Consider the following 20,984-nt stretch of genomic DNA (forward strand, 5'->3'; position numbering starts at 1 on the left):
AAGAACACAGCGACGGGGAGAGACTATGACCGACCAGGGGCCAGGCAGGGACGACAAGACGCCCCGCACGGCGCGCGGGGAACGCACCCGCCGCGGCCTGCTGGCGGCCGCCGCGCAGGAATTTGGCGAAAAAGGATTTCACGAAGGATCAATCAGCGGAATCACCCGCCGCGCGGGCTGTGCGCTGGGCAGTTTCTACACCTATTTCGACAGCAAGGACGATATTTTCCGCGCGCTGGTGGCCGATATGTCGGGGCAGGTGCGCGACTATGTGTCGCCCCGGATCGCGCAGGCGCGCGACGGCATCGACGCCGAACGAATCGGGCTGCTCAGCTTTCTGGAGTTCGCCCGGTCGCACAAGGAACTCTATCGCATCATCGACGAATCGGAATTTGTCGATGCCGCCGCCTACCGCGCCCATTACGAAAATACCGCGGCCCGCATGGCGACGCGCCTGGCCAAAGCAGCAGAGCGCGGCGACGTGCGCCCGGACGTGGAGGAGGTGCATGCCTGGGCGATCATGGGCATGAATGTCTTTCTGGGGCTGCGCTACGGCGTCTGGGACGACAGCCGCCCGGCGGACGAGATCGCCGCCATCGCCAACGCGCTGATCGAAAAGGGCATTGGCCGCCCGCAATAAGCGGAGCAAAACCGGCGCTGGCGCTTTGTGGCGGTTCACCCATCGGAGCATTGCCGCCATGATTACACCGACCGACCGCCAGTGGATGCAGCGCGCCATTGCCTTGGCACGCAGCAAGGGCAGCACCCCTGCCGACACGCCGATTGCCGCGATCATCGTGATCGACGGCCGCATCCTGGCGGAACAGGTCAACCAGACGGAGGAGCATAAGGACGCCACCGCGCATGCGGAAATCATGGCGATCCGCGCCGCCGGGCCGGTCCATGGCGACATGGACCTGCGCGGGGCCACGCTTTATTCCACGCTCCAGCCATGCGGCATGTGCACCATGGCGTCGATCTGGGCGAAAGTTGGCCGGATCGTTTACGGCGCTGGCCGGGACGATGTGCATCGCATGTATTTCGAGGATCGCCATCTCGACACGATGGATTTCGTGCGCGACGCGTGGCGGGACGATCTTGTGCTGGAAGGGGGATGCGAGGCGGAGCTTTGCGCCAGCCTCTATTACCGGCCCCAGGACGATGTGCCGATCGAGGAACAGGGCAATATCTGACCCGGCCTATTTCCGCAGCAGAAACACCGCATGTTCGGCAAACAGATTGGCATTGGCGTGGGTGGTTTCCCTGTCGCCCTTCAGAAACCATTGCCCGTCGATGGTCCAGCCGCGATCCTTCACCAGCGCGCGGAAATCGTCCACGGTCACATGATGGATGTTGAGCGTGTCATACCATGTGTCGGGCAATAGCCGCGTCACCGGCATCCGCCCGCCCCACAGCAGCGAAATCCGCCCGCGCCAATGGGCGAAATTGGGGAAGGATACGAAAGCCTGGGCAGCGATCCGCAGCAATTCCTCCACCACCAGATCAGGCCGCCGGGTCGTCTGGAGCGTCTGGCTCAATATCGCATAGTCGAAACTGGCGTCGGGATAATAGCGCAAGTCCGTGTCGGCATCCCCCTGCACCACCGACAGGCCGCGCCCGACCGCATCGGCGACATTCGACCCGTCAAGCTCCAGCCCGCGCGCGTCGACCCCGGCATTGTCGCGCAGCGCCGCCATCAGCGCGCCGTCGCCACAGCCGACGTCCAGCACCCGCGCGCCCTGCCGCACGGTGCGCGCGATCAGCGCCAGATCGGGGCGCAACTGATCGCTCACGCCCGGCCGCCTTTCAGGAAGCCATCGACCACCCGGTTGAGTTCGGGACATTCCAGCAGGAAGGCGTCATGCCCGAACGGGCTGGACAGTTCGACGAAACTGGCCTGCGCCCCGCCCGCATTCAGCGCATGGACGATGATCCGCGATTCCGCCGTGGGATAGAGCCAGTCGGTATCGAAACTGACAAGGCAGAAACGCGCCTTGCTGGCCGTGAAGGCCATGGCCAGCGACCCGCCATGATCCTCTGCAATGTCATAATAGTCCATGGCGCGGGTGATGTAGAGATAGGAGTTGGCGTCGAACCGCTCGACAAAGCTCAGCCCCTGATGGCGCAAATAGCTTTCCACCTGAAAATCCGCATCGAAGCCGAAGGTCTTGGCATCGCGGCCCTGGAGGCGCCGTCCGAATTTCTCGGTCAGCCCCGCTTCGGACAGATAGGTGATATGCGCCGCCATCCGCGCAACGGCCAGACCCGCGCTCGGCACCTGCCCATCGGCATAATAATCGCCCCCGCGCCAGTTGGGATCGGCCATGATCGCCTGCCGCCCGACTTCATGAAAGGCGATATTCTGCGCGCTGTGCCGCGCGGTCGAGGCGATGACGATGCAGCGTTCCACCCGGTCGGCGAACAAGGTCGGCCAGGTCAGCGCCTGCATGCCGCCCATCGACCCGCCGATCACAGCGTAGAGCCGGTCGACACCCAGATGGTCGAGCAGCATCGCCTGCGCCCGCACCATGTCGGCAATGGTCAGCACGGGAAAGCGCATGGCGAAGGGCAGGCCGGTCGCCACGTCCAGGCTGGCCGGGCCGCTCGACCCCATGCAACTGCCGACGACATTGGCGCAGATGATGAAATGGCGTGCCGGATCGACCGGCTTCCCCTCTCCCACCAGCCGCCACCACCAACCGGGCTTGCCCGTTACGGGATGGTCGGACGCGACATATTGGTCGCCGGTCAGGGCATGGCAGATCAGGATCGCATTGGATCGGTCCGGGTTTAGCGTGCCATAGGTTTCATAGGCGATGTCGACCGGCCCCAGCGCCGCGCCGCTGTCCAGCGGCAATGGCCCGGCAAGCCGAACCTGTCGGCGCAGGCCGAAACGACTATCATCTGTCATTGAAAGGCTGGCCATGGTCGCGCCGGGCTAGGACCACGGCGGAGCGCTGTCAATCTGGACGGGCGCTTTGCCTTTGGCGCGGAAGCCGCTAAAGCCCGTCGCCATGACAGAGACACTTGCAAACACCCTGACAAAGCCATCGCCCAAGGACTGGATTCTTGGCATTTCGCCCTATGTGCCGGGCAAGGCGGCGGCCGATGATGGCCGCCCGCTGATCAAGCTGTCGGCCAATGAAAACCCTCTGGGGACGGGCGACGCCGCGCGCGCCGCGCTGGTGGCCGCCACCGCCGATCTTGCCACCTATCCCGATCCGAGCGCGACGAAGCTGCGTGAAGCGATCGGCGCGGTGCATGGGCTGGACCCGGCGCGGATCATCTATGGCACCGGGTCGGACGAACTGCTCCACATCGCCGCCAGCGCCTATGCCGGGCCGGGCGATGAAGTCCTGTATGTGCGCTATGGCTTTGCGGTCTATGACATCGCCGCCCGCCGGGTCGGGGCGACCCCGGTGATCGCGCCGGACAAGGATTATGCCACCGACGTCGACGCGCTGCTGGCAGCCGTGACCGAGAAAACGAAGGTCGTGTTCCTGGCCAACCCCAACAACCCGACGGGCACGATGACCAGCCGGGAAGAGATTGCGCGGCTGCATGCGGGCCTGCGCCCCGACATCTTGTTCGTGCTGGATCAGGCCTATGCCGAATATCTGGACGAAGGCGAGGATGATGGGGGCCTGGAACTGGCCAGGACCGCCGGCAATATTTTCGTGACCCGCACCTTCTCCAAGATTCACGGGCTGGCGGCCGAACGGATCGGCTGGGGCTATGCCAGTGCGGAGGTGATCGAGATTCTCCACCGCATCCGCGCGCCGTTCAATGTCACGACCGCGGGCCAGGCCGCGGCCATCGCCGCGATCAACGACAGTGCCTGGATCGAATCGAGCCGCGCCCATAATGCGCGCTGGCGCGAGTGGCTGGCCGACGAAATCGGCGCGCTTTCCAATCACGGCCTGCGCGTCGTACCCAGCAAGACCAATTTCCTGCTGATCCTGTTCGATGGCAAGCTGACCGCCGAGGCCGCGATGAAGGGATTGTGGGAGGCCGGTTACGCCACCCGCTGGCTGCCGGGCCAGGATCTGCCCAACGGCCTGCGCATCACCATCGGCACCGAAGCGCAGGTCCGCGTCGTGGCCGACACGTTGCGCGCCATGGCGGAATCGGCCTGACGCGATGCTGCCTTTCGCCCGGATCACCATCATCGGCCTTGGCCTGATCGGCTCTTCGCTTGCCCGCGCCATCCGGGCGGAGATGCCCACGGCGCGCGTCACTGGCCATGATGCCGATCCGGCGGTGCGCGAAACCGCACGGCGGATCGACCTGTGCGACGACATCACCGACACGGCGGGGGCTTCGGTGACCGACGCGGATCTGGTGGTGCTGTGCGTGCCGGTCCGCGCCATGGGCGCGGCGGCGGCGGAGCTGGCCGACGATCTGCCCGCCGACGCGATCGTCAGCGATGTGGGATCGTGCAAGGCGGACGTGCTGGCGCAGCTGGTCGCCGCCCTGCCGGGGCGGACGATCATCCCGGCGCATCCCGTCGCAGGCACCGAAAATAGCGGACCGGAAGCGGGCTTCGCCACCCTGTTCAAGGGGCGCTGGTGCATCGTCACCCCGCCCGCTGACGCTGACCCCATGGCGGTCGAGCGCGTCGCCGAACTGTGGCGGCGGGTCGGCGCGGACATCGAGACGATGGACCCGGCGCATCATGATCTGGTGCTGGCGGTGACCAGCCATTTGCCGCATCTGATCGCCTACACCATCGTCGGCACGGCCAGCGATCTGGAAAATGTTACCCAATCGGAAGTCATCAAATATTCCGCTGGCGGCTTTCGCGATTTCACGCGGATCGCCGCGTCGGACCCGACGATGTGGCGCGACGTGTTCCTGGCCAACAAGGACGCGGTGCTGGAAATGCTCCAGCGCTTTTCGGAGGATCTGTCAGCGCTGCAACGGGCAATCCGCTGGAATGACGGCGACACGCTGTTCAACCTGTTCACCCATACCCGCGCCATCCGCCGGTCGATCATCGAACAGGGTCAGGACGACGCCAAGCCCGACTTCGGCCGGGCGCATTAGGCCAGTGGTCCGATTCTGACATTTGCAGACCCATCCCAGCCGCCAGGGGATGCAAATGTCAAAATCAATCCACTAGAGCAGAGGGCGGGTTCAGCGCGTTGATCGCGGCATGGACCCGCGCTTCGGCCTCCCGCCGGTCCAGCCCGGCGGGCACGACCTCTCCGACCTTATAGGTGATGACGCCCGCTTTCTTGAGGAAGCTGCCCTTGGGCGACACCAGCCCGCTGTTGAGCGCAATCGGCACCACCGGCAGCCCCAGCAGCGTATATAATCCGGCAAAGCCAGCCCGTAATGGCGGCGCTTCGCCATGGGGAACGCGGGTGCCTTCGGGAAAGATGCAGACCGCCCTTCCGGCGGCGTTCGCCGCCTTGGCCTGGGTCCGCAACGTCCGCATCGCGCTCGCCCCGGCGGTGCGCTCGATCGGGATCAGGCCATAACGGTCGGCAATGGTTCCCCACAGCGGAATATCGAACAGCTCCCGCTTGGCGGCGATGACCGGCCGGTCGAACACGCACAGCATGTCGATCGTCTCGAACATCGATTCATGTTTGACGATATAGAGATAGGGACCAAGCGGCAGGTCGCCCTCTATCACCACCTTCTGCCCCAGCAGCCAGCGGGCGCAATAGCGATGGAACCAGCCCCACAGGGTCGACACCCATCGCAGCGCGGGCGGCGAAAACTGGCCGACGATCAGGGCGATCAGCACCAGCAGCAAGCTGCCGGGATAGAAAATGAGGGAAAAGAGGGTGGAGCGCAGCAAGGTGATCATCGGGGCGCTATGCCATCAAATGCCAAGAAGTGCAGCGGTGCGGCGCAGCAGATATTTATTATATTCCCGCGCCAGCATCGTCAGGCTGGGGCGGCTGGGCACCGCGTCATAGACGATCGCGACCCGGCCGGGCAACGCCTGCCGCAATTCCAGCGCGGCGCGGCGCATATGCCAGTCCGTCGTGATCAGCCGCACTGTTTTATAATCGCGCCGTTCCAGCCAGCGGGCGGTTTCGATGGCGTTGGATCGTGTGTCGATCGCTTCGCGGCCCAATGTGATGCAGCAGGCGAACAATGTTTCGGGCGCCTGATATTGCGCCGCCAGTTCGACCGGACGAACCGATCGGTCGACGCCGGAAATCAGCATCCGCTTGGCCGCGCCACCCTCCAGCAAAGCGATCCCCCGGTCGATTCGCCCCGCGCCGCCGGTCAGCACGACGATCGCGTCGGTCTGCCGACCGTCGAGCGGCTGGGGCAGGAAGATCGCGAACCACGCAAAGCCCAGCATCCAGCCGAGTATCGAGACGGCGAACAGCCGGACGATCACAGCGCCCGCCCCAATGCGCGCAACACTGTCCAGCGCGCCGCCAGCGTCGCCAGCAGAACGCCCGCCACCGGCAGCAGCCCAAGCACCGCCCAACTGGCAGGCGGCAGGCGCACCGCGCCCAGCAGTTCCGACCCGGTCGCACCCAGCCGCAGACCGATCAGCAGGATGACGAACGCGGCGAAAGCAAAGCCCAGCGCGCTGCCCAGCATCGCGTCGAGGCCAATGCGGCGCTGGAACAGACGGGCGATCTGGACGTCGGTGGCTCCCATCAGGTGCAGCACCTCTATCGTGCCGCGATGGCTGTCATGCGCGCCTCGCGCCGCCAGCACCACGACCGCGCCCGTCGCCAGCGCCATCAGCAGCACGACACCGGCAGCCAGCCAGCCCAGGGCGGAGAGCAATCCGGCAAGCGGCAGCAGGAAGGCGGCATGCGGCTCGATCCGCAGCGCGGGCGACAATCCCCCCAGCAGGCGGCGCAAGCGCGCGACCTTCGCATCAGCATCGCCCGGCGTCAGCGTCACGTCGATCAGCGCGGGCAGCGGCAGGTCGCCGCTCGTCGCCTCTTCGCCCAGCCAGGGGCGGACCTGATCTGCGAGCAGCGCAGGATCGACGGGCGCGGCGGCCTGCACCCCGTCCGCGCCGCGCAACGCGGTCAGCGCTCGCGCCGCCAGTTGGTCGCGCAGTTGCGGGTTCGCCTCGACCACCTGCACGCTGGCGCGTCCGGCCAGGTCCGCGCTCATCGACCGGACGGCAGCGCCCAGGCCAAGGCCAGCGGCGGCGGCCAGCACGGTCAGGAACATCATGATCGCGATGATCCACAGCATCGGCCCCGCGACCCGCCCGCCCGGCAACAGGCGATGACGCGCAGCGGCGGCGGCGCGGCGGTCGGTGCGCGACGCCATCACTCGCCGCCCTGCGGGCGCGGCGGATAGCGCAGCGATCCGGTCGGGTCAGCCAGCCGCCCCTTGTCCAGCCGCATCATCTGCGCGCCCGATACCTGCGCGATCAGCGGCAGATCGTGGGTGGCGACGACGATGGTGGTGCCCAGGCGATTGAGCGCTTCGAACAGGGTCATGAGGCGGCGGGCCATGTCCGCGTCGACGTTGCCGGTCGGTTCGTCCGCCACCAATATTTCGGGTCGGCCGATGACCGCACGGGCGATGGCGACGCGCTGCTGCTCCCCGCCCGACAGGGTCGCGGGCCGCGCCTGCCCGCGATCGCCAAGCCCCACCCAGCCAAGCATTTCAGTGACGGGGGCGTCAACCTCCCCCTCCTCCATCCCCGCGACGCGAAGCGGCAGGGCGATATTGTCATAGGCGGACAGATGGGGGACCAGGCGAAAGTCCTGAAACACCACGCCGATGCGACGGCGGAAACCGGGCAGGCGCTTGCGCGGCAGGGTCACCACATCCTCGCCGAACAGCCGTATGACGCCGCGACTGGGACGCTGGGCCAGATAGAGCAGTTTGAGCAGCGATGTCTTGCCCGCGCCCGACGCGCCGGTCAGGAAATAAAAGCCACCGCCTGCCAGCGTGAAGCTGACGTCGGACAGGGTCTCGCTGTCCAGACCATAGCGCAGACCGACATTCTCGAACTGGACGATGGCCGACATGTCTTGAAATATGGCGCTCGCGCGCTCCCTGCTTCCCCGGAGTGACAGCCATGGCACAGTGGGCGGGCAGCCGTAAAGCCCGGCCCGCATCCGACCGCGAGTCGCGACGGAATGACGTCAACATAAGTTGACCGCTTGCGCGCGAGTCCATGCCATGCCTATGAAGCGACATGATACTGGTGTGCCCCAATTGCGCGACGCGCTATGTCGTGCCGGACAGCGCCGTCGGTCCGGCCGGCCGCCAGGTCCGCTGCGCCGCGTGCAAGCATAGCTGGTTCCAGCAGCCGGCGACCCTGCCACCGCGCGAAAGCGGGCCGGACGAGGTGCCTGCTCCGCCGCCGGTCCAGCCTCCCGCTCCGCCACCGCCGGTCGCAGAGCCGGTCGAAACGGTCGCCGCGCCCGCGCCTGAACCCGTACCTGCCCCCGCACCGGAAGCCCCCCCGGCTGAAACCGTCGTGCCGGAGGAAGCGGCCCCCGTCGCGCCGCCGATCGCTGCGCCTGCGGACAACCGTATTGACGACATTTATGCCGGTGCGCCGGTCGATCCCGCACAGGACAGCCAGTTCGCGCCCGCGCCGCCGTTCAAGCCGCGGCGCAATCCGATCAAGCTATGGACCTATGCCGCGGTCGCCTTTGCCCTGGTCGTGGCGGCGGCGGGCGGCGCCTTTTATTATTTCGGCCCCCCCGGATGGGCGGTCAGCCTGGGACTGGTTGCCGAAGAGGGCGATCCTGACCTGCTCTTCTACCTGTCCAAACCCGCAGAGCGGCGCAAGCTGCCGACTGGCGAGGAATATTTCGCCTTTGGCGCGCGGATCGTGAACAGTGGGACACAGGCGCTGCCGGTGCCGCCGGTGCTGGTGCAGTTGCGCGACCGGCAGAATCGGCTGGTGTTCAGCTGGACGACGAAGGCGGACAAGAACCGCCTGAAGCCGGGCGAGGAAGCGTCGATCAACGAAAGCCGGATCGACATTCCCAAAAATGCCGAGAATCTGTCGCTGGCCTTCGTGCAGTAGGGCAAGGGAGAGCCAAGCCTACCCCCCCTCCTTCATCGTCATGCTGAACTTGTTTCAGCATCCATTTCGCGTCTCCAGCCACGGCTTTTGGGGCATGATGGATCCTGAAATAAATTCAGGATGACGTCGTTGGATAACGAAAAGTCATATACAATTCCCCTCCCCGAAATGGGGAGGAATTACGGATAGCTGACCGTCTTGGGCCGGCCCTGCGGGATGGGAATGAACTCCTTATCGTCGCCGGGGATCAGCGGGAAGCGGAGGGCGTCCCAATCCTCGCGCGCCTGCATCAGCCGGTCCTGGCGGGAGGACACGAAGTTCCACCAGACATGGCGCGGCGTTTTGAAGGCTTCGCCGCCGCACAGGACGACCCGGCCGCCATCGACGCTCATCAGCGTGGCGCTGGTGCCGGGGCGCAGGACGTAGAGCGTCTGGGGCGCGAGCATCATCCCGTCGAGCGCGGCATCACCGCCCGACACATAGATCGCGCGCTCGTCGGCTGACGGGTCGATCGGTACACGGCCGCCGGGCGACAGCTGGATGTCGGCATAGGTGGTGACGGGCGAGCGTTCGCCCCATAGCGACCCCATGATGACACGGGCGCACACCCCATGCGCCTCGATCACCGGCAGGCCGGCTTCGCCGACATGCTCGAACGCGGGGTCCATTTCCTCTTGGCGGTCGGGCAAGGCGAGCCAGGTCTGGATGGCGGACAGTTTGGAGAGCTTGGCGCGTTCTTCGTCGGGGGAACGCTCACTATGGACGATGCCCTTGCCCGCCGTCATCAGATTGACCGCGCCCGCCTCGACAATCTGTTCCGTGCCCAGCGAATCGCGGTGGAAGAAAGCGCCTTCATACATATAGGTCACGGTGGCGAGGTTGATGTGCGGATGGGGGCGGACATCAATCCCCTGCCCCGCCCCTATCTTCGCTGGCCCGGCCTGATCGAAGAAGATGAACGGGCCGACCATCGTACGCCCCTTGGCAGGGAGCGAACGGTGGACCTTGAAATCGCCCAGATCATGGGTGGTCGGGCTGATCGTCTGGATGACGAGATCATCGAGGGTCATCAGGCTTCTCCGGGTGCGCGGGCCTTGATCGCAAGGGCGTGGACCTTGTCGCGCAGCAGGTCGGCGAGCGCTGCGTTGACCATGCGCTGGCGGGCGACGCGGCTCTGGCCGGTGAAGCGATCCGACACGATGTCGACGGTGAAATGGCTTTCGCCAGAGCCGTCATGCCCCGCATGACCGCGATGTTTTTCGCTGTCGTCGATCACGGCGAGCAGTTGCGGCGCCAGGGCATTTTGCAGCCGCGTTTCGATTTCGGTGGCCACTGGGCCTTTCAGAATCTGAGTCATGCCGCCTATATAGTCGCTTTGCCGCGACTTGCATCAGGACAACTTTGTCGACCGACCCTTTCTCGACCCGCCGCTTCAACCGCTTCCATGGCCGGGTGGAGGGCGACCGCCCCTGCTGGGTGAGTGGCTGCCCCGAACCGGGCGAGTTCCGCGCGCCGCCGCTGGAAGGCAGCGCCCGTCCCGGCGATGAAGGGCCGCGCTGGCGCTGGCTGTGCCTGGACCATGTGCGCGAATTCAATCAGGGCTATAATTTCTTCACCGGCATGTCGCCGGAGGAAATCGCCGCCGCCCAGCGCCCCTTTGCCGGGTGGGAGCGGGAGACGCGCGCCTTTTCGTCCAACGCCCACAGCCCGCCGCCCAAATGGTCCGACTTCTCCGACCCGCTCGACGCCATCGGCGCGAAGTTCAAGGAACGGGTGGCCAAGGCGCGGGCCGATGCGCAGATGCGGCAGGACGGCCAGTTTCTGTCGGCGGAGGACCGCAAGGCGCTGCGCGTCATGGAACTGGACATTGACGCGGATCGCAAGGCTTTGCGGATGCGCTACACCGCGCTGCTGCGCCGCTATCACCCCGATCATAATGGCGGCGACCGCAGCCATGAACGCGCATTGCAGGCGGTGATCGAGGCCTATGGCCATCTGAAGAAGGCAGCGGTTTTCGCCTGATTACAGCAAGAACCAGCCGATCAATCCGCCGATCTGGATTGTCGCGATGACCATCAGATGCGTCGAAAACGGTTCCTTGCGGGTTTTATGGCGGAACAGTTGGCGGGCGAGAAACGCACCTGGCGTGCCACCAACGAAAGCGAGCGTGAGCAATTCCGATTCAGGCACACGTCGTTCACCGGCAATAGCGCTGGCTTTATCGAGATAAAATGCCAGCATGGTGACGACGTTGATCGCCACAAGGCATGAAACGACTATCGTGATCATCATCATGGCCTAATCCAGTATGTCTGAAAAAAGTCTTTCGCCAGCATTCGTGGTGGAATTGACTTGGCGGAAGTTCGCAAAATTCGCCCATGTTGCGCATGGCAAGTTTTTCGCAAGATCGACGATCGGAAAGAGCCGGGGCAGAGCATGGCAGCATAGTCGCGAGTAGGACAGCCTTGTCCCGATGCGATGGCGATGCCATAGGGCGCGCCCCCCCCTTCCCCGGAGACAAAAGCATGCAGGATGTGCCGCGCGCGCTGGGCCTGGATTTCGGCACGACCAACAGCGTCGTTGCGATTGCCAACGGCCAGCAATCCGATCTGGTCGAATTTGCCGGTAGCCAGGCGACCGGGGCGGTGTTCCGTTCCGCGCTCTGTTTCTGGCATGAGGACGGCGTCAAGGGCGGCCTGGCACATGAGGCCGGGCCGTGGGCGATCGCGGAATATATGGAATATCCCGAAGACAGCCGCTTCCTCCAGTCGTTCAAGTCGGTCGCCGCCAGCCCGATTTTCGAGAGCGCCAACATATTCGAAAAGCGCTACCGCTTCGAGGAACTGGGGGCGATGTTCCTGGCGCATATGGTTGGCCATGCGGGCGGGGCATTGGACCAGAGGCCAGAGCGGATCGTCGTCGGGCGGCCAGTGACCTATGCCGGGTCGCGGCCTGACGAGGCGCTGGCGCGCAAGCGCTATGACGCGATGTTCGCCGATTTCGGCATGGACATTCATTATGTCTATGAGCCGCTGGGCGCGGCATTCAGCTATGCCAGCCGCCTGACCCAGGCTGCGACGATCCTGGTCGCGGACTTTGGCGGCGGCACCAGCGACTTTTCGATCGTACGAGTGGAAGCGCCCAACCATACGGCGGGCGCGGCGCGGCGGGCGACGCCGCTGGGATCGGCAGGCATCGGCATTGCAGGCGACCGTTTCGACTATCGGATCATGGACCATCTGGTGCTGCCGATGTTGGGCAAGGGCGGCAGTTACCAGTCGTTCGGCAAGACGCTGGAGATACCGCGCAGCTATTTCGCCGACTTTGCCGACTGGTCGCGCCTTGCGCTGATGCGCAACCGGCGGACGATGGACGAGCTGACGCGGTTGCAGAAATCGGCTGACGATCCCGCCGCGATCGGGCGGATGATGACGGTGATCGAAAAGGAACTGGGCTATCCGCTCTATGACGCGGTGGGCAGCCTGAAGCGGGCGCTGTCGACGCAGGACAAAGCGGATTTCCGCTTTGCCGGTGGCGGGCTGGAGATCGAGACGCAGGTGCGCCGCGCCGATTTCGAGCGCTGGATCGCGCCCGACATCGCCCGGATCGAGGGATGCGTGGACAAGGCGCTGGCGACCGCCGGGGTGGCGCCGCACGCGATCGACCGGGTGTTCCTGACCGGCGGATCGTCGCTGATTCCGGCGATCCGCGGCATATTCGACGCGCGCTTCGGGGCGGAGCGGATCGCGACCGGGGGCGAACTGACATCTATCGCGCACGGGCTGGCGCTGATCGGACAGGAGGCCAATCTGGCCCAATGGGCCGCTTGATCCGACGCGCCCTTGCCCCCACTCTATCGACACGCCGTTGATGGATCGGCTACGGCAGGCGTGACTCGCAGGAAGATGAAGACCCGATGACTGATATTTCCAACGTTCAGCCCGATACGCGCGCCGAAACGCTGATGGATGTCCCCGACCGGTTCGTGGACGCCCGCGATGTGTTCGGCATCGACATCGACATGCAGATCCCCGCCTTCAGCGAAGCCGACGAGCGGGTGCCCGACCTTGATCCTGCCTATGTGTTCGATCCGGATACCACGCTGGCGATCCTGGCGGGCTTTGCGTTCAACCGGCGCGTCATGGTGCAGGGCTATCATGGCACCGGCAAGTCGAGCCATATCGAGCAGGTCGCCGCGCGCCTGAAATGGCCGTGCATCCGCATCAACCTGGACGCGCATATCAGCCGTATCGATCTGGTCGGGCGTGACGCCATCGTCCTGAAAGACGGGCAGCAGGTTACCGAATTCAAGGAAGGCCTGCTCCCCTGGTCGTTGCAGCGGCCGGTCGCGCTGGTGTTCGACGAATATGATGCCGGCCGCCCCGACGTGATGTTCGTCATTCAGCGCGTGCTGGAAACAGACGGCAAGATGACGCTGCTCGACCAGAATCGGGTGATTCGCCCCAATCCCTATTTCCGGCTGTTCGCGACCGCCAATACCGTCGGTCTGGGCGATACGACCGGCCTGTATCATGGCACGCAGCAGATCAACCAGGGCCAGATGGACCGATGGAATCTGGTGGTGGCGCTCAACTATCTGCCCGCCGCGACCGAGGCGCAGGTGGTGCTGGCGAAGTCTGGCGAATATGATCATGAGGGCGGCCGCAAGGAAGTCGAGAATATGATCAAGGTCGCCGAACTGACGCGGCAGGGCTTCATCAACGGCGATATTTCCACCGTCATGTCGCCGCGCACCGTGATCAGCTGGGCGCAGAATGCGCTGATCTTCAAAAATGTCGGCTTCGCCTTCCGCCTGTCCTTCCTCAACAAGTGCGACGAGGCGGAACGGGCGCTGGTGGCCGAATATTATCAGCGCGTGTTCGGCAAGGATTTGCCGGAAAGCGTGGTCGGGAAAGCGGGGTAAAAGCCGCAGGAGTGTCATGGACAAGCAGACAGCCATTGCCCGCCTGAAAGCCCATGAAGCAGAATTGCGGGCCATGGGCGTCGTGAGCCTGTCGCTGTTCGGATCGACCGCGCGCGGGGATGCGCGATCGGATTCGGACGTGGACGTCGCCGTGACCATCGACGATGCCGCCCGCATGGACCTGTTCCGCTTTGCGGCCATGTCGAGCTGGCTGGGAGACTGGCTGGACGTTCGGGTCGATCTGGTCAGCGAACCGGCGCGGAAAGCGCGCTTCCAGGCTGAAATCGACAGGGATCGCGTGCGTGTCTTCTAGTCGGGAACAGCATCGGCTGCTGGACATCGTTGAAAATTGCGATGCGATTGCAATCTATATCGACGGAATGGACTATGCGCGTTTCGCCGCCGATCGCAAAACCATCGACGCGTCGGAACGCTGTTTGCAGCGGATCACCGAAGCGGTGATCAAGATCGGCAAGGACCGGATGGCGGCAATTGCCCCATCCATTCCGGCCGACGCCGTCCGGGGATTGGGAAATATGTTGCGGCACCATTATGATGCGCTGGATTTGAGGATCATTTTCGCCACGATGACCGACAGCCTGCCTGTTTTGCGCGCGGCCTGCCTTGCAGCGCTGAAGGATCTGCCATGACCGAACGCTCCCCTCTCGACGCTTTCAAGGACGTGCTGTCGGGGACGGCGCGGTCGATGGCGCGCGACATGGAAGTGGAGGTGGGCTTTACCGCCGACGCGCCGCATCTGGCGGGCAAGGCAATCAAGGTGCCGACGCCCGCGCGCACTTTACCCGCCGATCAGGTGGCGCTGGCGCGGGGCTTTGCCGACGCCAATGCGCTGAAATTGCGGCATCACAGTGCGAAAATCCATGCCGCCTCCGCGCCGGGCGAGGCCGTGGCGCGGGCGGTGTTCGACGCGGTCGAGCAGGCGCGGGTCGAGGCGATCGGCTCCAGGCAGATGGAGGGGGTGCGCGCCAACCTCAACCATGCGCTCGACATGCGGTTGAAGTCCGACGCGATCCGCCGGGCGCGGTCGGCGGACGAGGTGCCGCTGTCCACCGCGCTGGCACTCAAGGTGCGCGAGCGGCTGACAGGCCAGGCGATCCCCAAGGATGTCGCGGCGGGCGTGGCGCTGGTGGAGGAATGGATCGAGGACAAGGCCGGGTCTGATCTGGACGCGCTAGCGCTGGCGATCGACGACCAGCGCGCCTTCCAGAAGCTGACCACCGCGATGCTGGAGCATCTCGCGCTGATCGACGCCGACGTGCCGCCCGATACCGAAGAGCCCGAAGCCCAGGACGAGGGCGACGATGAGGAGGATCAATCCGAGGACGGCGATTCGGGGCAGGACGAGTCGGGCGACAGCGATGTGAATGCCGAGGCCCGCGCCGAGGATCAGGGCGGCGATACCGAGGACGGCGAAACCGAATATAGCGACGATTTCGACGCCGACAGCGAAGCGGGCGCGGACGATATGGGCGAGGAAGGCATGATGCCGGTCCGCCCCAACCGGCCGACGTCCGACCTGCCGCCCGGCTTCGATTACAAGGCCTATACGCTCAAGCATGACGAGATCGTCACTGCTGAGGAATTGTGCGACGAGGATGAACTGATCCGGCTGCGCGGCTTCCTCGACCAACAACTCGTCAGCTTGCAGGGGGCGGTGACCAAATTGGCCAACCGGCTGCAACGGCGGTTGATGGCGCAGCAGTCGCGGTCCTGGGATTTCGACCAGGATGAAGGGATGCTGGATGCGGCGCGGCTGGCGCGCGTCATCATCGACCCGACCCGGTCGCTGACCTACAAGATCGAACGCGATACCGAGTTTCGCGATACGGTGGTGACGCTGCTGATCGACAATAGCGGCTCCATGCGCGGGCGGCCGATCAGCATCGCGGCGATCAGCGCCGACATCATGGCGCGCACGCTGGAGCGGTGCGGGGTCAAGACCGAGATATTGGGCTTTACCACGCGGGCGTGGAAGGGCGGACAGGCGCGCGAGGAATGGCTGGCCGCCGGACGCCCGCCGATGCCGGGGCGGCTTAACGACCTGCGCCATATCGTCTATAAGAAGGCCGACGAGCCATGGCGGCGGGCGCGCAAGAATCTGGGCCTGATGATGCGCGAAGGGCTGCTGAAGGAAAATATCGACGGCGAAGCGCTGCTCTGGGCGCATGGCCGGTTGATCGCCCGCAATGAAGAGCGGCGCATATTGATGGTGATTTCCGACGGCGCGCCGGTGGATGACAGCACTTTGTCGGTCAACAGCGGCACCTATCTGGAACGCCATTTGCGGCAGGTGATCGACTGGATCGAGAATCGATCGCCGGTGCAGCTGGTCGCGATCGGCATCGGCCATGACGTGACCCGCTATTACAAGCGGGCGGTGACCATCATGGACGCCGAGCAACTGGGCGGGACGATGGTGGAGCAGCTGGCCGGCTTGTTCGATGAGGATTGACCCTCAATATCTTTGGGACTGAGCGACCGTCGAAGCCTTGTCCGTCTCTTCACCTTCGACTTCGCTCAGGGCGAACGGATAATAATGTCTAGGAGAGCGTCATGAGTGTCGCCTTTCGTCGCGAGGGCGATGATGAGCATATGGAGCCCAAGTTCGAACTGCCGATCCCGCCGGGACCCAATTGGGTGACGGCGCGCGGATTGCGGCTGACGCGGGAGAAGGTCGAGGCGCTGGAGGCCGTGGACCTGAGCGGCATGGCCGAGGAGGATGCCAAGAAGCATGGCCGCGTGCTGCGCTATTGGCGAACGCGGCTGGCAACCGCGGAACTGCGCCCGGTCGCGACGGGCGACGCCGTGGCGTTCGGATGCCGGGTGACCTATCGGATCAATGGACGGGACAAGACGGTCGGACTTGTCGGCGATGATGAGGCCGATCCGGCGGAAGGGCGAATCAGCTTCTCCGCCCCGCTGGCGCGCGCAATGATGGATGCGACGGTCGGCGAGACGGTCGATTTCGCGGGCAAGCCCGATGCGGTGGAGATTGTCGATATTGCGGTTGTCGTGGAACCCTGACCCCCTGCTCCGTCCGGTTCGAGCCTGTCGAGGGCGCGAACCGAACGGCTGAGGAATGAAATCAGGCGCCGCGACCTGCTTCGAACAGGAACCAGGCTCGCTGTTCGGCCTGATCGGTCCAGTCGTCGACAATGCCTTCGGTGGCGTTGTCGCCCGCTTCGGTCGCGGCAGCCTTCACCGCGCGGAAGGATTCGACCAGCGCCAGATTGTCGTTGCGCAATTCCATCAGCATGTCGGCGGGGCTGACAAATTCGGCGTCATTGTCAGTGAGGCTCTGATGACGCGAAATATCGCCGATCGAGCGCAGGGTGACATTGCCGGTCTTGCGCACACGCTCGGCGATCAGGTCCGTGGTGGCCAGGATCTCGGCAGCCTGTTCATCGAACATCAGATGATAGTCGCGGAAATGCGGGCCGGAAACGTGCCAGTGAAAATTCTTGGTCTTGAGATACAGCGCATAGCTGTCCGCCAGTACGCCGTTGAGCGCCTGCGCCACGGTCTTGGTAGCGTTGTTTTTAAGGTCGGTGGGTGTCTTGAGATCGGCGGCGGTCATATGTCCTCCTGGGCAGTGCGAATTGGTTTCGGACATATAATGATTAAAGGCCGATATGGTGCCACGGAAAAACGCGATCAGCCTGATGGAAGAAAGCGATCAGACCAGCGCCAGCGCCGACAGCGCCAGCATCGCGCCCACCAGCAGCAACAGCACGGCGCCGCCCAGCCGGATCGCGCGGATGGGCAGGACGGCGAAAATCCGGTCCCGCAGCAGCACGACGGGCACGGACGCCGCGATCACGCCGATCGCGCCGCCCATCGCCGCCAGCACCGGATTGCCGCTATGGGTGGTGATCCCCAGAATCAGAAATTGCGGGCCATCGCCAAAGCCCAGGATGAACAGGCCCAGCATCGTGGTGACGAATGCGCCGGTCGGCCAGCTGGCCAGCGGATCGGGCGACGTGACCGGCCATAACAGGCCGATCCCCAGAAACAGGACGGAAAGCGAGAGGAAGAGCAGGCGCGGGTCCGAACCCAGCATCGGGCCGATCCAGGCCCCGGCAGTGGCGGACAGCGCCGCATTGGCGATGGCGGCGACGATGATGCCCGCGATCACCGCGCCATTGCGCTGAAAGCGGGTCGCCAGTGCAAGGACGAGCAACTGGCTCTTGTCGCCAATTTCGCCAAGCAGACAGCCGAGCAGGGCAAGCAGCAGGGCGTCCATCGGCGGCGCTGGTTCAGGCGCGCAGGGTGGCGATGGGGGCGGGTGAGCGCTGCGCGATGATCGGCACGATGTCGGCCGCGCGCATGTCGCTGCTGATCGCGTCGCGCATCAGATCGAGATAGGACAGGACCACCGGACCAAGGCCATGAAGCGAGAGCGCCGATTCGAGCGTCCCGGCCAGTCCTTCGACCACATCGAGGTGGAAGGCGCGGGCGATGTGGCGAATCTGGTCGACTTCATCGTGCAGCCGGACGACCGACAGATGACCGCGCTGGCCCGCCAGCCCGTCGACCCGGCGCATCAGGTCGGCCAATATCGCCAGCATCGGATCATGTCGCATGGGAAAGCCCCTTCCCTGTCCTGTCGTCCCCATGGGCATGATGCGCCTGTCTGGTTAAGACCGGGTAAACCGGCCAAAACCGGCGTGCCAACCTTGACAGCGCGGCGAATCTGCCCCATGGGCCACCGCTGAAACGGGGCGGTCCTGACATTTGGCGGGCCGCTCTTACTTTTTTTATAGCTCACGACCGGGGACACAAGGCCATGGCCAAGCCAGCAACTGTCAAGATTCGCCTCGTCAGCACCGCTGACACCGGCTTCTTCTACGTCACCAAGAAGAATCCGCGCACCCAGACCGAAAAGTTCAGCTTCAAGAAGTATGACCCGGTCGTGCGCAAGCATGTCGAGTTCAAGGAAGCCAAGATCAAGTGACGGCAAGGCGGCGTTAGCCGCCGGTCGTCATTCCGGCCTTGCGCCGGGATACAGGGTTCCAGGCGCTACGTCGGAATTGTAAAAGGCCCGTTCCAATGCTGGAACGGGCCTTTTGCTGTTTGCCGGGATTGTTCACCGTCATTCCAGCAAAAGCCGGAATGACGGTGAACAGGATCAGCGATCAGTTACCGACCGGCTGGCTGTCCGTGCGGCGAACCACTATGGTCGAGGAGCGCGGCTGCTGGCCGGATACCGGCCAGTTGCCGGTGGGATGCTGGATGTTGACGAAGAAGGTCTTGAGGTCCGGCGTATAGGCAAGGCCGGTAATCTCGCAGCCCTTCGGGCCGACCAGGAAGCGCTTGGACTGCTTGGTTGTCTGGTCGATGTAGAACATGGCATTCTGGCCGAAAATATCCTCGATCGACTTGCCGGTCACGCCGGACGTGCCCGGAATGCTATGGTCGGTCTGGACCCACAGGCGACCCTTGGGATCGATGCGGATGCCATCGGGGCTGGAGAAAGTGTCGCCCTTGATGTCGCCGACCAGATTGGCGCCGCCCGACGCCAGCGCCGGATCGCCCGCCAGCAGGAAGATTTCCCAGCTGAACTTGGTGGCGAGCGGCGAATTGCCCTCTTCCTTGAACTTGATGATGTGGCCGTGACGGTTGGTGACGCGCGGGTTGGCCGGATCGGTGACGCGGCGGCCGCTATTGTTGGTGAGCGTCACGAACACGGCGCTGTTGTCGGGCGCGACCGTGATCCATTCGGGACGGTCCATGATGGTCCCGCCAGCAACGCGCGCCGCCGACTGGCATTTGATCAGCACGTCGGCCTGATTGGCGAAATTGACCGTAGCGGGCGCAGGCGGCGTGGTGGACTGGCTGACATCACCGGGATCGGACGCGCCGACGATCAGGCCGTTCTGACCCTGTACCAGTGCGCGCCATTCGCCCGTGCCATCGCCGTTGAAGCGGGCGACATAGAGCGTGCCATAGTCGAGCAGGTCGATATTGGCCGCCCGGTTCGCGGTGGAGAAAGCGCGGTCGGGGATGAATTTATAGATGCAGCCCGGCGTCGAATCGTCACCCATGTAGAAGGCGACGCGGCGGTCGGCATTGGCCATATAGGCGACATTTTCATGGCTGAAACGGCCCATGGCGGTGCGCTTGGTCGGGGCGGCCAGTTCCTGATAGGGGTCGATTTCGACCACCCAGCCATAGTCATTTTCAGGCTGGACCGGATCGAGATAATTGTCGGTCGTTTCCTCGCAGGTGAGGTAGGTGCCCCAGGGGGTACGGCCCGACGAGCAATTGTTGAGCATGCCCTTGATCGACGCCGACAGCAGGCCCGCAGCCGGACCACCAGCGCGATAGAGGCTGTTGCCGGTATAGCGCTTGTTGAAGCGCGAACCCGCCTTGACTGCCCATTTGCCGTCGCTGCCCTTGGCGATTTCGACCACGCCGATGCCGACGGCCGACAGGGCGATCTTCTTCTGGTCGGCGGTGGCGGTGGCCGGATCGTAGGAACCGGACATCAGGATGTTGAAGTCGGGATATTCGAAGTTGAGCGCCAGCAGGCCGCCATTATTGGCGTCCACGCCCGACAGGTCGAAATATTCCATGCCGTCATGGTTGCCGCCCGCCCATTTTTCAGCATCGGCCGGGGTCGGGAAGCTGCCCGAATAGGGGGTGCCGGTTTCCACCGAATCGCCCGCCTTCAGCAGCACGTCGACGGTGTAGCCGGTCGGCACGGTGACGGTGTCGTTCATATTGGCGGCGACGGGGGCGAAGCTGACGGTGTAGCTGTCGGTCGGCGTCGGGGTCGGCGTGGGTGTGGGCGTCGGGGTGGGCGCGCCGTCATCATCATCGTCGCAAGCGGCCAGCGTGCCCAGCATCGGCAGGATCGACAGGCCCAGCAGGCCGTTCTTCAGGATCGTGCGGCGCGCCGGATTGGCCGCGACGATGGCTTCCAGGCTGTTGTCGCCCATGGAAATGGTCGGCTGCGCATCGCGATAGGGCGCGCGCGCTTCGTCGGTCAGATGGGACATGATGATTACCCTTATTGCGGTTCCGGGCCGTCGGCAGAGCGCCGCGCCC

26 protein-coding genes are annotated in these 20,984 nt (G+C 64.5%); 13 read left to right on the forward strand and 13 right to left on the reverse strand.

Features of this window, described 5'->3' with window-relative positions; genetic code table 11:
• Positions 1 to 25: 25 nt before the first annotated feature.
• A complete protein-coding gene (locus AC07X9_RS11805; protein ID WP_017181164.1) occupies positions 26 to 640 on the forward strand; it encodes a TetR/AcrR family transcriptional regulator in 615 nt (204 codons plus the stop codon).
• A 58-nt stretch (positions 641 to 698) separates the two neighbouring features.
• Positions 699 to 1,193, forward strand: a complete 495-nt coding sequence (locus tag AC07X9_RS11810) for a nucleoside deaminase (RefSeq protein WP_026002068.1) — start codon at positions 699 to 701, stop codon at positions 1,191 to 1,193.
• Between the two features lie 6 nt (positions 1,194 to 1,199).
• On the opposite strand, the gene metW is transcribed toward AC07X9_RS11810, so the two are convergent.
• Together metW and metX are read right to left on the reverse strand one after the other, a co-directional pair.
• Positions 1,200 to 1,793 carry a methionine biosynthesis protein MetW gene (gene metW, locus AC07X9_RS11815; protein ID WP_017181166.1) on the reverse strand — a complete coding sequence of 198 codons (594 nt, stop codon included), beginning with the start codon at positions 1,791 to 1,793 and terminating at the stop codon, positions 1,200 to 1,202.
• The gene (gene metX / locus AC07X9_RS11820; protein ID WP_026002069.1) at positions 1,790 to 2,926 is read right to left on the reverse strand and encodes a homoserine O-acetyltransferase MetX; all 1,137 of its coding nucleotides are present in this window, start codon (positions 2,924 to 2,926) and stop codon (positions 1,790 to 1,792) included. Before metX ends, metW begins: the two co-directional genes overlap by 4 nt.
• 88 nt (positions 2,927 to 3,014) lie before the next feature.
• Here metX and hisC point away from each other — a divergent pair, with 88 nt between their 5' ends.
• Both hisC and AC07X9_RS11830 read left to right on the forward strand, forming a co-directional pair.
• Complete coding sequence (hisC, locus tag AC07X9_RS11825) at positions 3,015 to 4,136, forward strand: histidinol-phosphate transaminase (RefSeq protein WP_017181168.1); 1,122 nt, start codon at positions 3,015 to 3,017, stop codon at positions 4,134 to 4,136.
• Positions 4,137 to 4,140: 4 nt separating this feature from the next.
• Entirely contained in the window at positions 4,141 to 5,046 is a 906-nt protein-coding gene (locus tag AC07X9_RS11830) for a prephenate/arogenate dehydrogenase family protein (RefSeq protein ID WP_017181169.1), read from the forward strand.
• A 64-nt stretch (positions 5,047 to 5,110) separates the two neighbouring features.
• On the opposite strand, the gene AC07X9_RS11835 is transcribed toward AC07X9_RS11830, so the two are convergent.
• Genes AC07X9_RS11835 through ftsE form a run of 4 tightly spaced genes read right to left on the reverse strand, consistent with a single transcriptional unit; the run spans position 5,111 to position 7,976 of the window.
• On the reverse strand, positions 5,111 to 5,818 hold the full coding sequence (locus AC07X9_RS11835) for a lysophospholipid acyltransferase family protein (protein WP_017181170.1): 708 nt from the start codon (positions 5,816 to 5,818) through the stop codon (positions 5,111 to 5,113).
• A gap of 15 nt (positions 5,819 to 5,833) precedes the next feature.
• Complete coding sequence (locus tag AC07X9_RS11840) at positions 5,834 to 6,364, reverse strand: YdcF family protein (protein ID WP_017181171.1); 531 nt, start codon at positions 6,362 to 6,364, stop codon at positions 5,834 to 5,836.
• The gene (locus AC07X9_RS11845; RefSeq protein ID WP_017181172.1) at positions 6,361 to 7,266 is read right to left on the reverse strand and encodes a cell division protein FtsX; all 906 of its coding nucleotides are present in this window, start codon (positions 7,264 to 7,266) and stop codon (positions 6,361 to 6,363) included. Before AC07X9_RS11845 ends, AC07X9_RS11840 begins: the two co-directional genes overlap by 4 nt.
• Positions 7,266 to 7,976, reverse strand: coding sequence for a cell division ATP-binding protein FtsE (ftsE, locus tag AC07X9_RS11850; protein WP_017181173.1), 711 nt, complete (start codon positions 7,974 to 7,976; stop codon positions 7,266 to 7,268). Before ftsE ends, AC07X9_RS11845 begins: the two co-directional genes overlap by 1 nt.
• A 170-nt stretch (positions 7,977 to 8,146) precedes the next feature.
• On the opposite strand from ftsE, the gene AC07X9_RS11855 reads away from it, so the two are divergent.
• Positions 8,147 to 8,989: a zinc-ribbon domain-containing protein gene (locus AC07X9_RS11855; RefSeq protein ID WP_017181174.1), complete on the forward strand. Its 843-nt coding sequence runs from the start codon at positions 8,147 to 8,149 to the stop codon at positions 8,987 to 8,989.
• A 179-nt stretch (positions 8,990 to 9,168) separates the two neighbouring features.
• Here AC07X9_RS11855 and AC07X9_RS11860 read toward each other — a convergent pair whose 3' ends face one another.
• Positions 9,169 to 10,059: a pirin family protein gene (locus AC07X9_RS11860; RefSeq protein WP_086485771.1), complete on the reverse strand. Its 891-nt coding sequence runs from the start codon at positions 10,057 to 10,059 to the stop codon at positions 9,169 to 9,171.
• Positions 10,059 to 10,346 (reverse strand): BolA family protein, encoded by a 288-nt coding sequence (locus tag AC07X9_RS11865; protein WP_017181176.1) that lies wholly within the window; start codon positions 10,344 to 10,346, stop codon positions 10,059 to 10,061. Before AC07X9_RS11865 ends, AC07X9_RS11860 begins: the two co-directional genes overlap by 1 nt.
• Positions 10,347 to 10,390: 44 nt before the next feature.
• Here AC07X9_RS11865 and AC07X9_RS11870 point away from each other — a divergent pair, with 44 nt between their 5' ends.
• Positions 10,391 to 11,011: a J domain-containing protein gene (locus AC07X9_RS11870; RefSeq protein ID WP_017181177.1), complete on the forward strand. Its 621-nt coding sequence runs from the start codon at positions 10,391 to 10,393 to the stop codon at positions 11,009 to 11,011.
• Here the strand turns inward: AC07X9_RS11870 and AC07X9_RS11875 are convergent, their stop codons facing one another.
• Positions 11,012 to 11,284 carry a DUF1294 domain-containing protein gene (locus AC07X9_RS11875; protein ID WP_017181178.1) on the reverse strand — a complete coding sequence of 91 codons (273 nt, stop codon included), beginning with the start codon at positions 11,282 to 11,284 and terminating at the stop codon, positions 11,012 to 11,014.
• A gap of 230 nt (positions 11,285 to 11,514) precedes the next feature.
• Here AC07X9_RS11875 and AC07X9_RS11880 point away from each other — a divergent pair, with 230 nt between their 5' ends.
• From AC07X9_RS11880 to AC07X9_RS11905, 6 genes are all read left to right on the forward strand, one after another.
• Positions 11,515 to 12,819 (forward strand): Hsp70 family protein, encoded by a 1,305-nt coding sequence (locus AC07X9_RS11880; RefSeq protein ID WP_017181179.1) that lies wholly within the window; start codon positions 11,515 to 11,517, stop codon positions 12,817 to 12,819.
• 86 nt (positions 12,820 to 12,905) lie between these two features.
• Complete coding sequence (cobS, locus tag AC07X9_RS11885; protein WP_017181180.1) at positions 12,906 to 13,913, forward strand: cobaltochelatase subunit CobS; 1,008 nt, start codon at positions 12,906 to 12,908, stop codon at positions 13,911 to 13,913.
• A 16-nt stretch (positions 13,914 to 13,929) separates the two neighbouring features.
• Complete coding sequence (locus AC07X9_RS11890) at positions 13,930 to 14,226, forward strand: nucleotidyltransferase family protein (protein ID WP_017181181.1); 297 nt, start codon at positions 13,930 to 13,932, stop codon at positions 14,224 to 14,226.
• Positions 14,216 to 14,563, forward strand: coding sequence for a HepT-like ribonuclease domain-containing protein (locus AC07X9_RS11895; protein ID WP_017181182.1), 348 nt, complete (start codon positions 14,216 to 14,218; stop codon positions 14,561 to 14,563). Before AC07X9_RS11890 ends, AC07X9_RS11895 begins: the two co-directional genes overlap by 11 nt.
• Positions 14,560 to 16,386 (forward strand): cobaltochelatase subunit CobT, encoded by a 1,827-nt coding sequence (cobT, locus tag AC07X9_RS11900; protein ID WP_017181183.1) that lies wholly within the window; start codon positions 14,560 to 14,562, stop codon positions 16,384 to 16,386. The genes AC07X9_RS11895 and cobT overlap by 4 nt, the downstream gene beginning before the upstream one ends.
• A 101-nt stretch (positions 16,387 to 16,487) precedes the next feature.
• Positions 16,488 to 16,958, forward strand: a complete 471-nt coding sequence (locus AC07X9_RS11905) for a GreA/GreB family elongation factor (protein WP_017181184.1) — start codon at positions 16,488 to 16,490, stop codon at positions 16,956 to 16,958.
• A gap of 61 nt (positions 16,959 to 17,019) precedes the next feature.
• Here AC07X9_RS11905 and AC07X9_RS11910 read toward each other — a convergent pair whose 3' ends face one another.
• The 3 genes from AC07X9_RS11910 to AC07X9_RS11920 form a co-directional block, all read right to left on the reverse strand.
• On the reverse strand, positions 17,020 to 17,511 hold the full coding sequence (locus AC07X9_RS11910) for a Dps family protein (protein ID WP_017181185.1): 492 nt from the start codon (positions 17,509 to 17,511) through the stop codon (positions 17,020 to 17,022).
• Positions 17,512 to 17,610: 99 nt separating this feature from the next.
• Positions 17,611 to 18,177 carry a TMEM165/GDT1 family protein gene (locus AC07X9_RS11915; protein ID WP_017181186.1) on the reverse strand — a complete coding sequence of 189 codons (567 nt, stop codon included), beginning with the start codon at positions 18,175 to 18,177 and terminating at the stop codon, positions 17,611 to 17,613.
• Positions 18,178 to 18,190: 13 nt separating this feature from the next.
• Positions 18,191 to 18,517, reverse strand: a complete 327-nt coding sequence (locus AC07X9_RS11920) for a hypothetical protein (RefSeq protein ID WP_017181187.1) — start codon at positions 18,515 to 18,517, stop codon at positions 18,191 to 18,193.
• A 203-nt stretch (positions 18,518 to 18,720) separates the two neighbouring features.
• On the opposite strand from AC07X9_RS11920, the gene rpmG reads away from it, so the two are divergent.
• Positions 18,721 to 18,888 (forward strand): 50S ribosomal protein L33, encoded by a 168-nt coding sequence (gene rpmG, locus AC07X9_RS11925; protein WP_017181188.1) that lies wholly within the window; start codon positions 18,721 to 18,723, stop codon positions 18,886 to 18,888.
• A gap of 181 nt (positions 18,889 to 19,069) precedes the next feature.
• On the opposite strand, the gene AC07X9_RS11930 is transcribed toward rpmG, so the two are convergent.
• Positions 19,070 to 20,935: a PhoX family protein gene (locus AC07X9_RS11930; RefSeq protein WP_017181189.1), complete on the reverse strand. Its 1,866-nt coding sequence runs from the start codon at positions 20,933 to 20,935 to the stop codon at positions 19,070 to 19,072.
• Positions 20,936 to 20,984 lie beyond the last annotated feature (49 nt).

Source organism: Sphingobium sp. GW456-12-10-14-TSB1 (assembly GCF_059424385.1).

Excerpts from the sequence above, each read along its gene's own strand:
- AC07X9_RS11830 (WP_017181169.1), top strand. The coding sequence starts at position 4,141 with ATGCTGCCTTTCGCCCGGATCACCATCATCGGCCTTGGCCTGATCGGC.
- AC07X9_RS11810 (WP_026002068.1), top strand. The coding sequence starts at position 699 with ATGATTACACCGACCGACCGCCAGTGGATGCAGCGCGCCATTGCCTTG.
- hisC (WP_017181168.1), top strand. The coding sequence starts at position 3,015 with ATGACAGAGACACTTGCAAACACCCTGACAAAGCCATCGCCCAAGGAC.
- AC07X9_RS11855 (WP_017181174.1), top strand. The coding sequence starts at position 8,147 with ATGATACTGGTGTGCCCCAATTGCGCGACGCGCTATGTCGTGCCGGAC.
- AC07X9_RS11880 (WP_017181179.1), top strand. The coding sequence starts at position 11,515 with ATGCAGGATGTGCCGCGCGCGCTGGGCCTGGATTTCGGCACGACCAAC.
- cobS (WP_017181180.1), top strand. The coding sequence starts at position 12,906 with ATGACTGATATTTCCAACGTTCAGCCCGATACGCGCGCCGAAACGCTG.
- AC07X9_RS11915 (WP_017181186.1), bottom strand. The coding sequence starts at position 18,177 with ATGGACGCCCTGCTGCTTGCCCTGCTCGGCTGTCTGCTTGGCGAAATT.
- AC07X9_RS11865 (WP_017181176.1), bottom strand. The coding sequence starts at position 10,346 with ATGACTCAGATTCTGAAAGGCCCAGTGGCCACCGAAATCGAAACGCGG.
- rpmG (WP_017181188.1), top strand. The coding sequence starts at position 18,721 with ATGGCCAAGCCAGCAACTGTCAAGATTCGCCTCGTCAGCACCGCTGAC.
- AC07X9_RS11805 (WP_017181164.1), top strand. The coding sequence starts at position 26 with ATGACCGACCAGGGGCCAGGCAGGGACGACAAGACGCCCCGCACGGCG.
- AC07X9_RS11835 (WP_017181170.1), bottom strand. The coding sequence starts at position 5,818 with ATGATCACCTTGCTGCGCTCCACCCTCTTTTCCCTCATTTTCTATCCC.
- cobT (WP_017181183.1), top strand. The coding sequence starts at position 14,560 with ATGACCGAACGCTCCCCTCTCGACGCTTTCAAGGACGTGCTGTCGGGG.
- AC07X9_RS11930 (WP_017181189.1), bottom strand. The coding sequence starts at position 20,935 with ATGTCCCATCTGACCGACGAAGCGCGCGCGCCCTATCGCGATGCGCAG.
- AC07X9_RS11845 (WP_017181172.1), bottom strand. The coding sequence starts at position 7,266 with ATGGCGTCGCGCACCGACCGCCGCGCCGCCGCCGCTGCGCGTCATCGC.
- AC07X9_RS11860 (WP_086485771.1), bottom strand. The coding sequence starts at position 10,059 with ATGACCCTCGATGATCTCGTCATCCAGACGATCAGCCCGACCACCCAT.
- AC07X9_RS11890 (WP_017181181.1), top strand. The coding sequence starts at position 13,930 with ATGGACAAGCAGACAGCCATTGCCCGCCTGAAAGCCCATGAAGCAGAA.
- metX (WP_026002069.1), bottom strand. The coding sequence starts at position 2,926 with ATGGCCAGCCTTTCAATGACAGATGATAGTCGTTTCGGCCTGCGCCGA.
- AC07X9_RS11905 (WP_017181184.1), top strand. The coding sequence starts at position 16,488 with ATGAGTGTCGCCTTTCGTCGCGAGGGCGATGATGAGCATATGGAGCCC.
- AC07X9_RS11920 (WP_017181187.1), bottom strand. The coding sequence starts at position 18,517 with ATGCGACATGATCCGATGCTGGCGATATTGGCCGACCTGATGCGCCGG.
- ftsE (WP_017181173.1), bottom strand. The coding sequence starts at position 7,976 with ATGTCGGCCATCGTCCAGTTCGAGAATGTCGGTCTGCGCTATGGTCTG.
- AC07X9_RS11910 (WP_017181185.1), bottom strand. The coding sequence starts at position 17,511 with ATGACCGCCGCCGATCTCAAGACACCCACCGACCTTAAAAACAACGCT.
- AC07X9_RS11875 (WP_017181178.1), bottom strand. The coding sequence starts at position 11,284 with ATGATGATGATCACGATAGTCGTTTCATGCCTTGTGGCGATCAACGTC.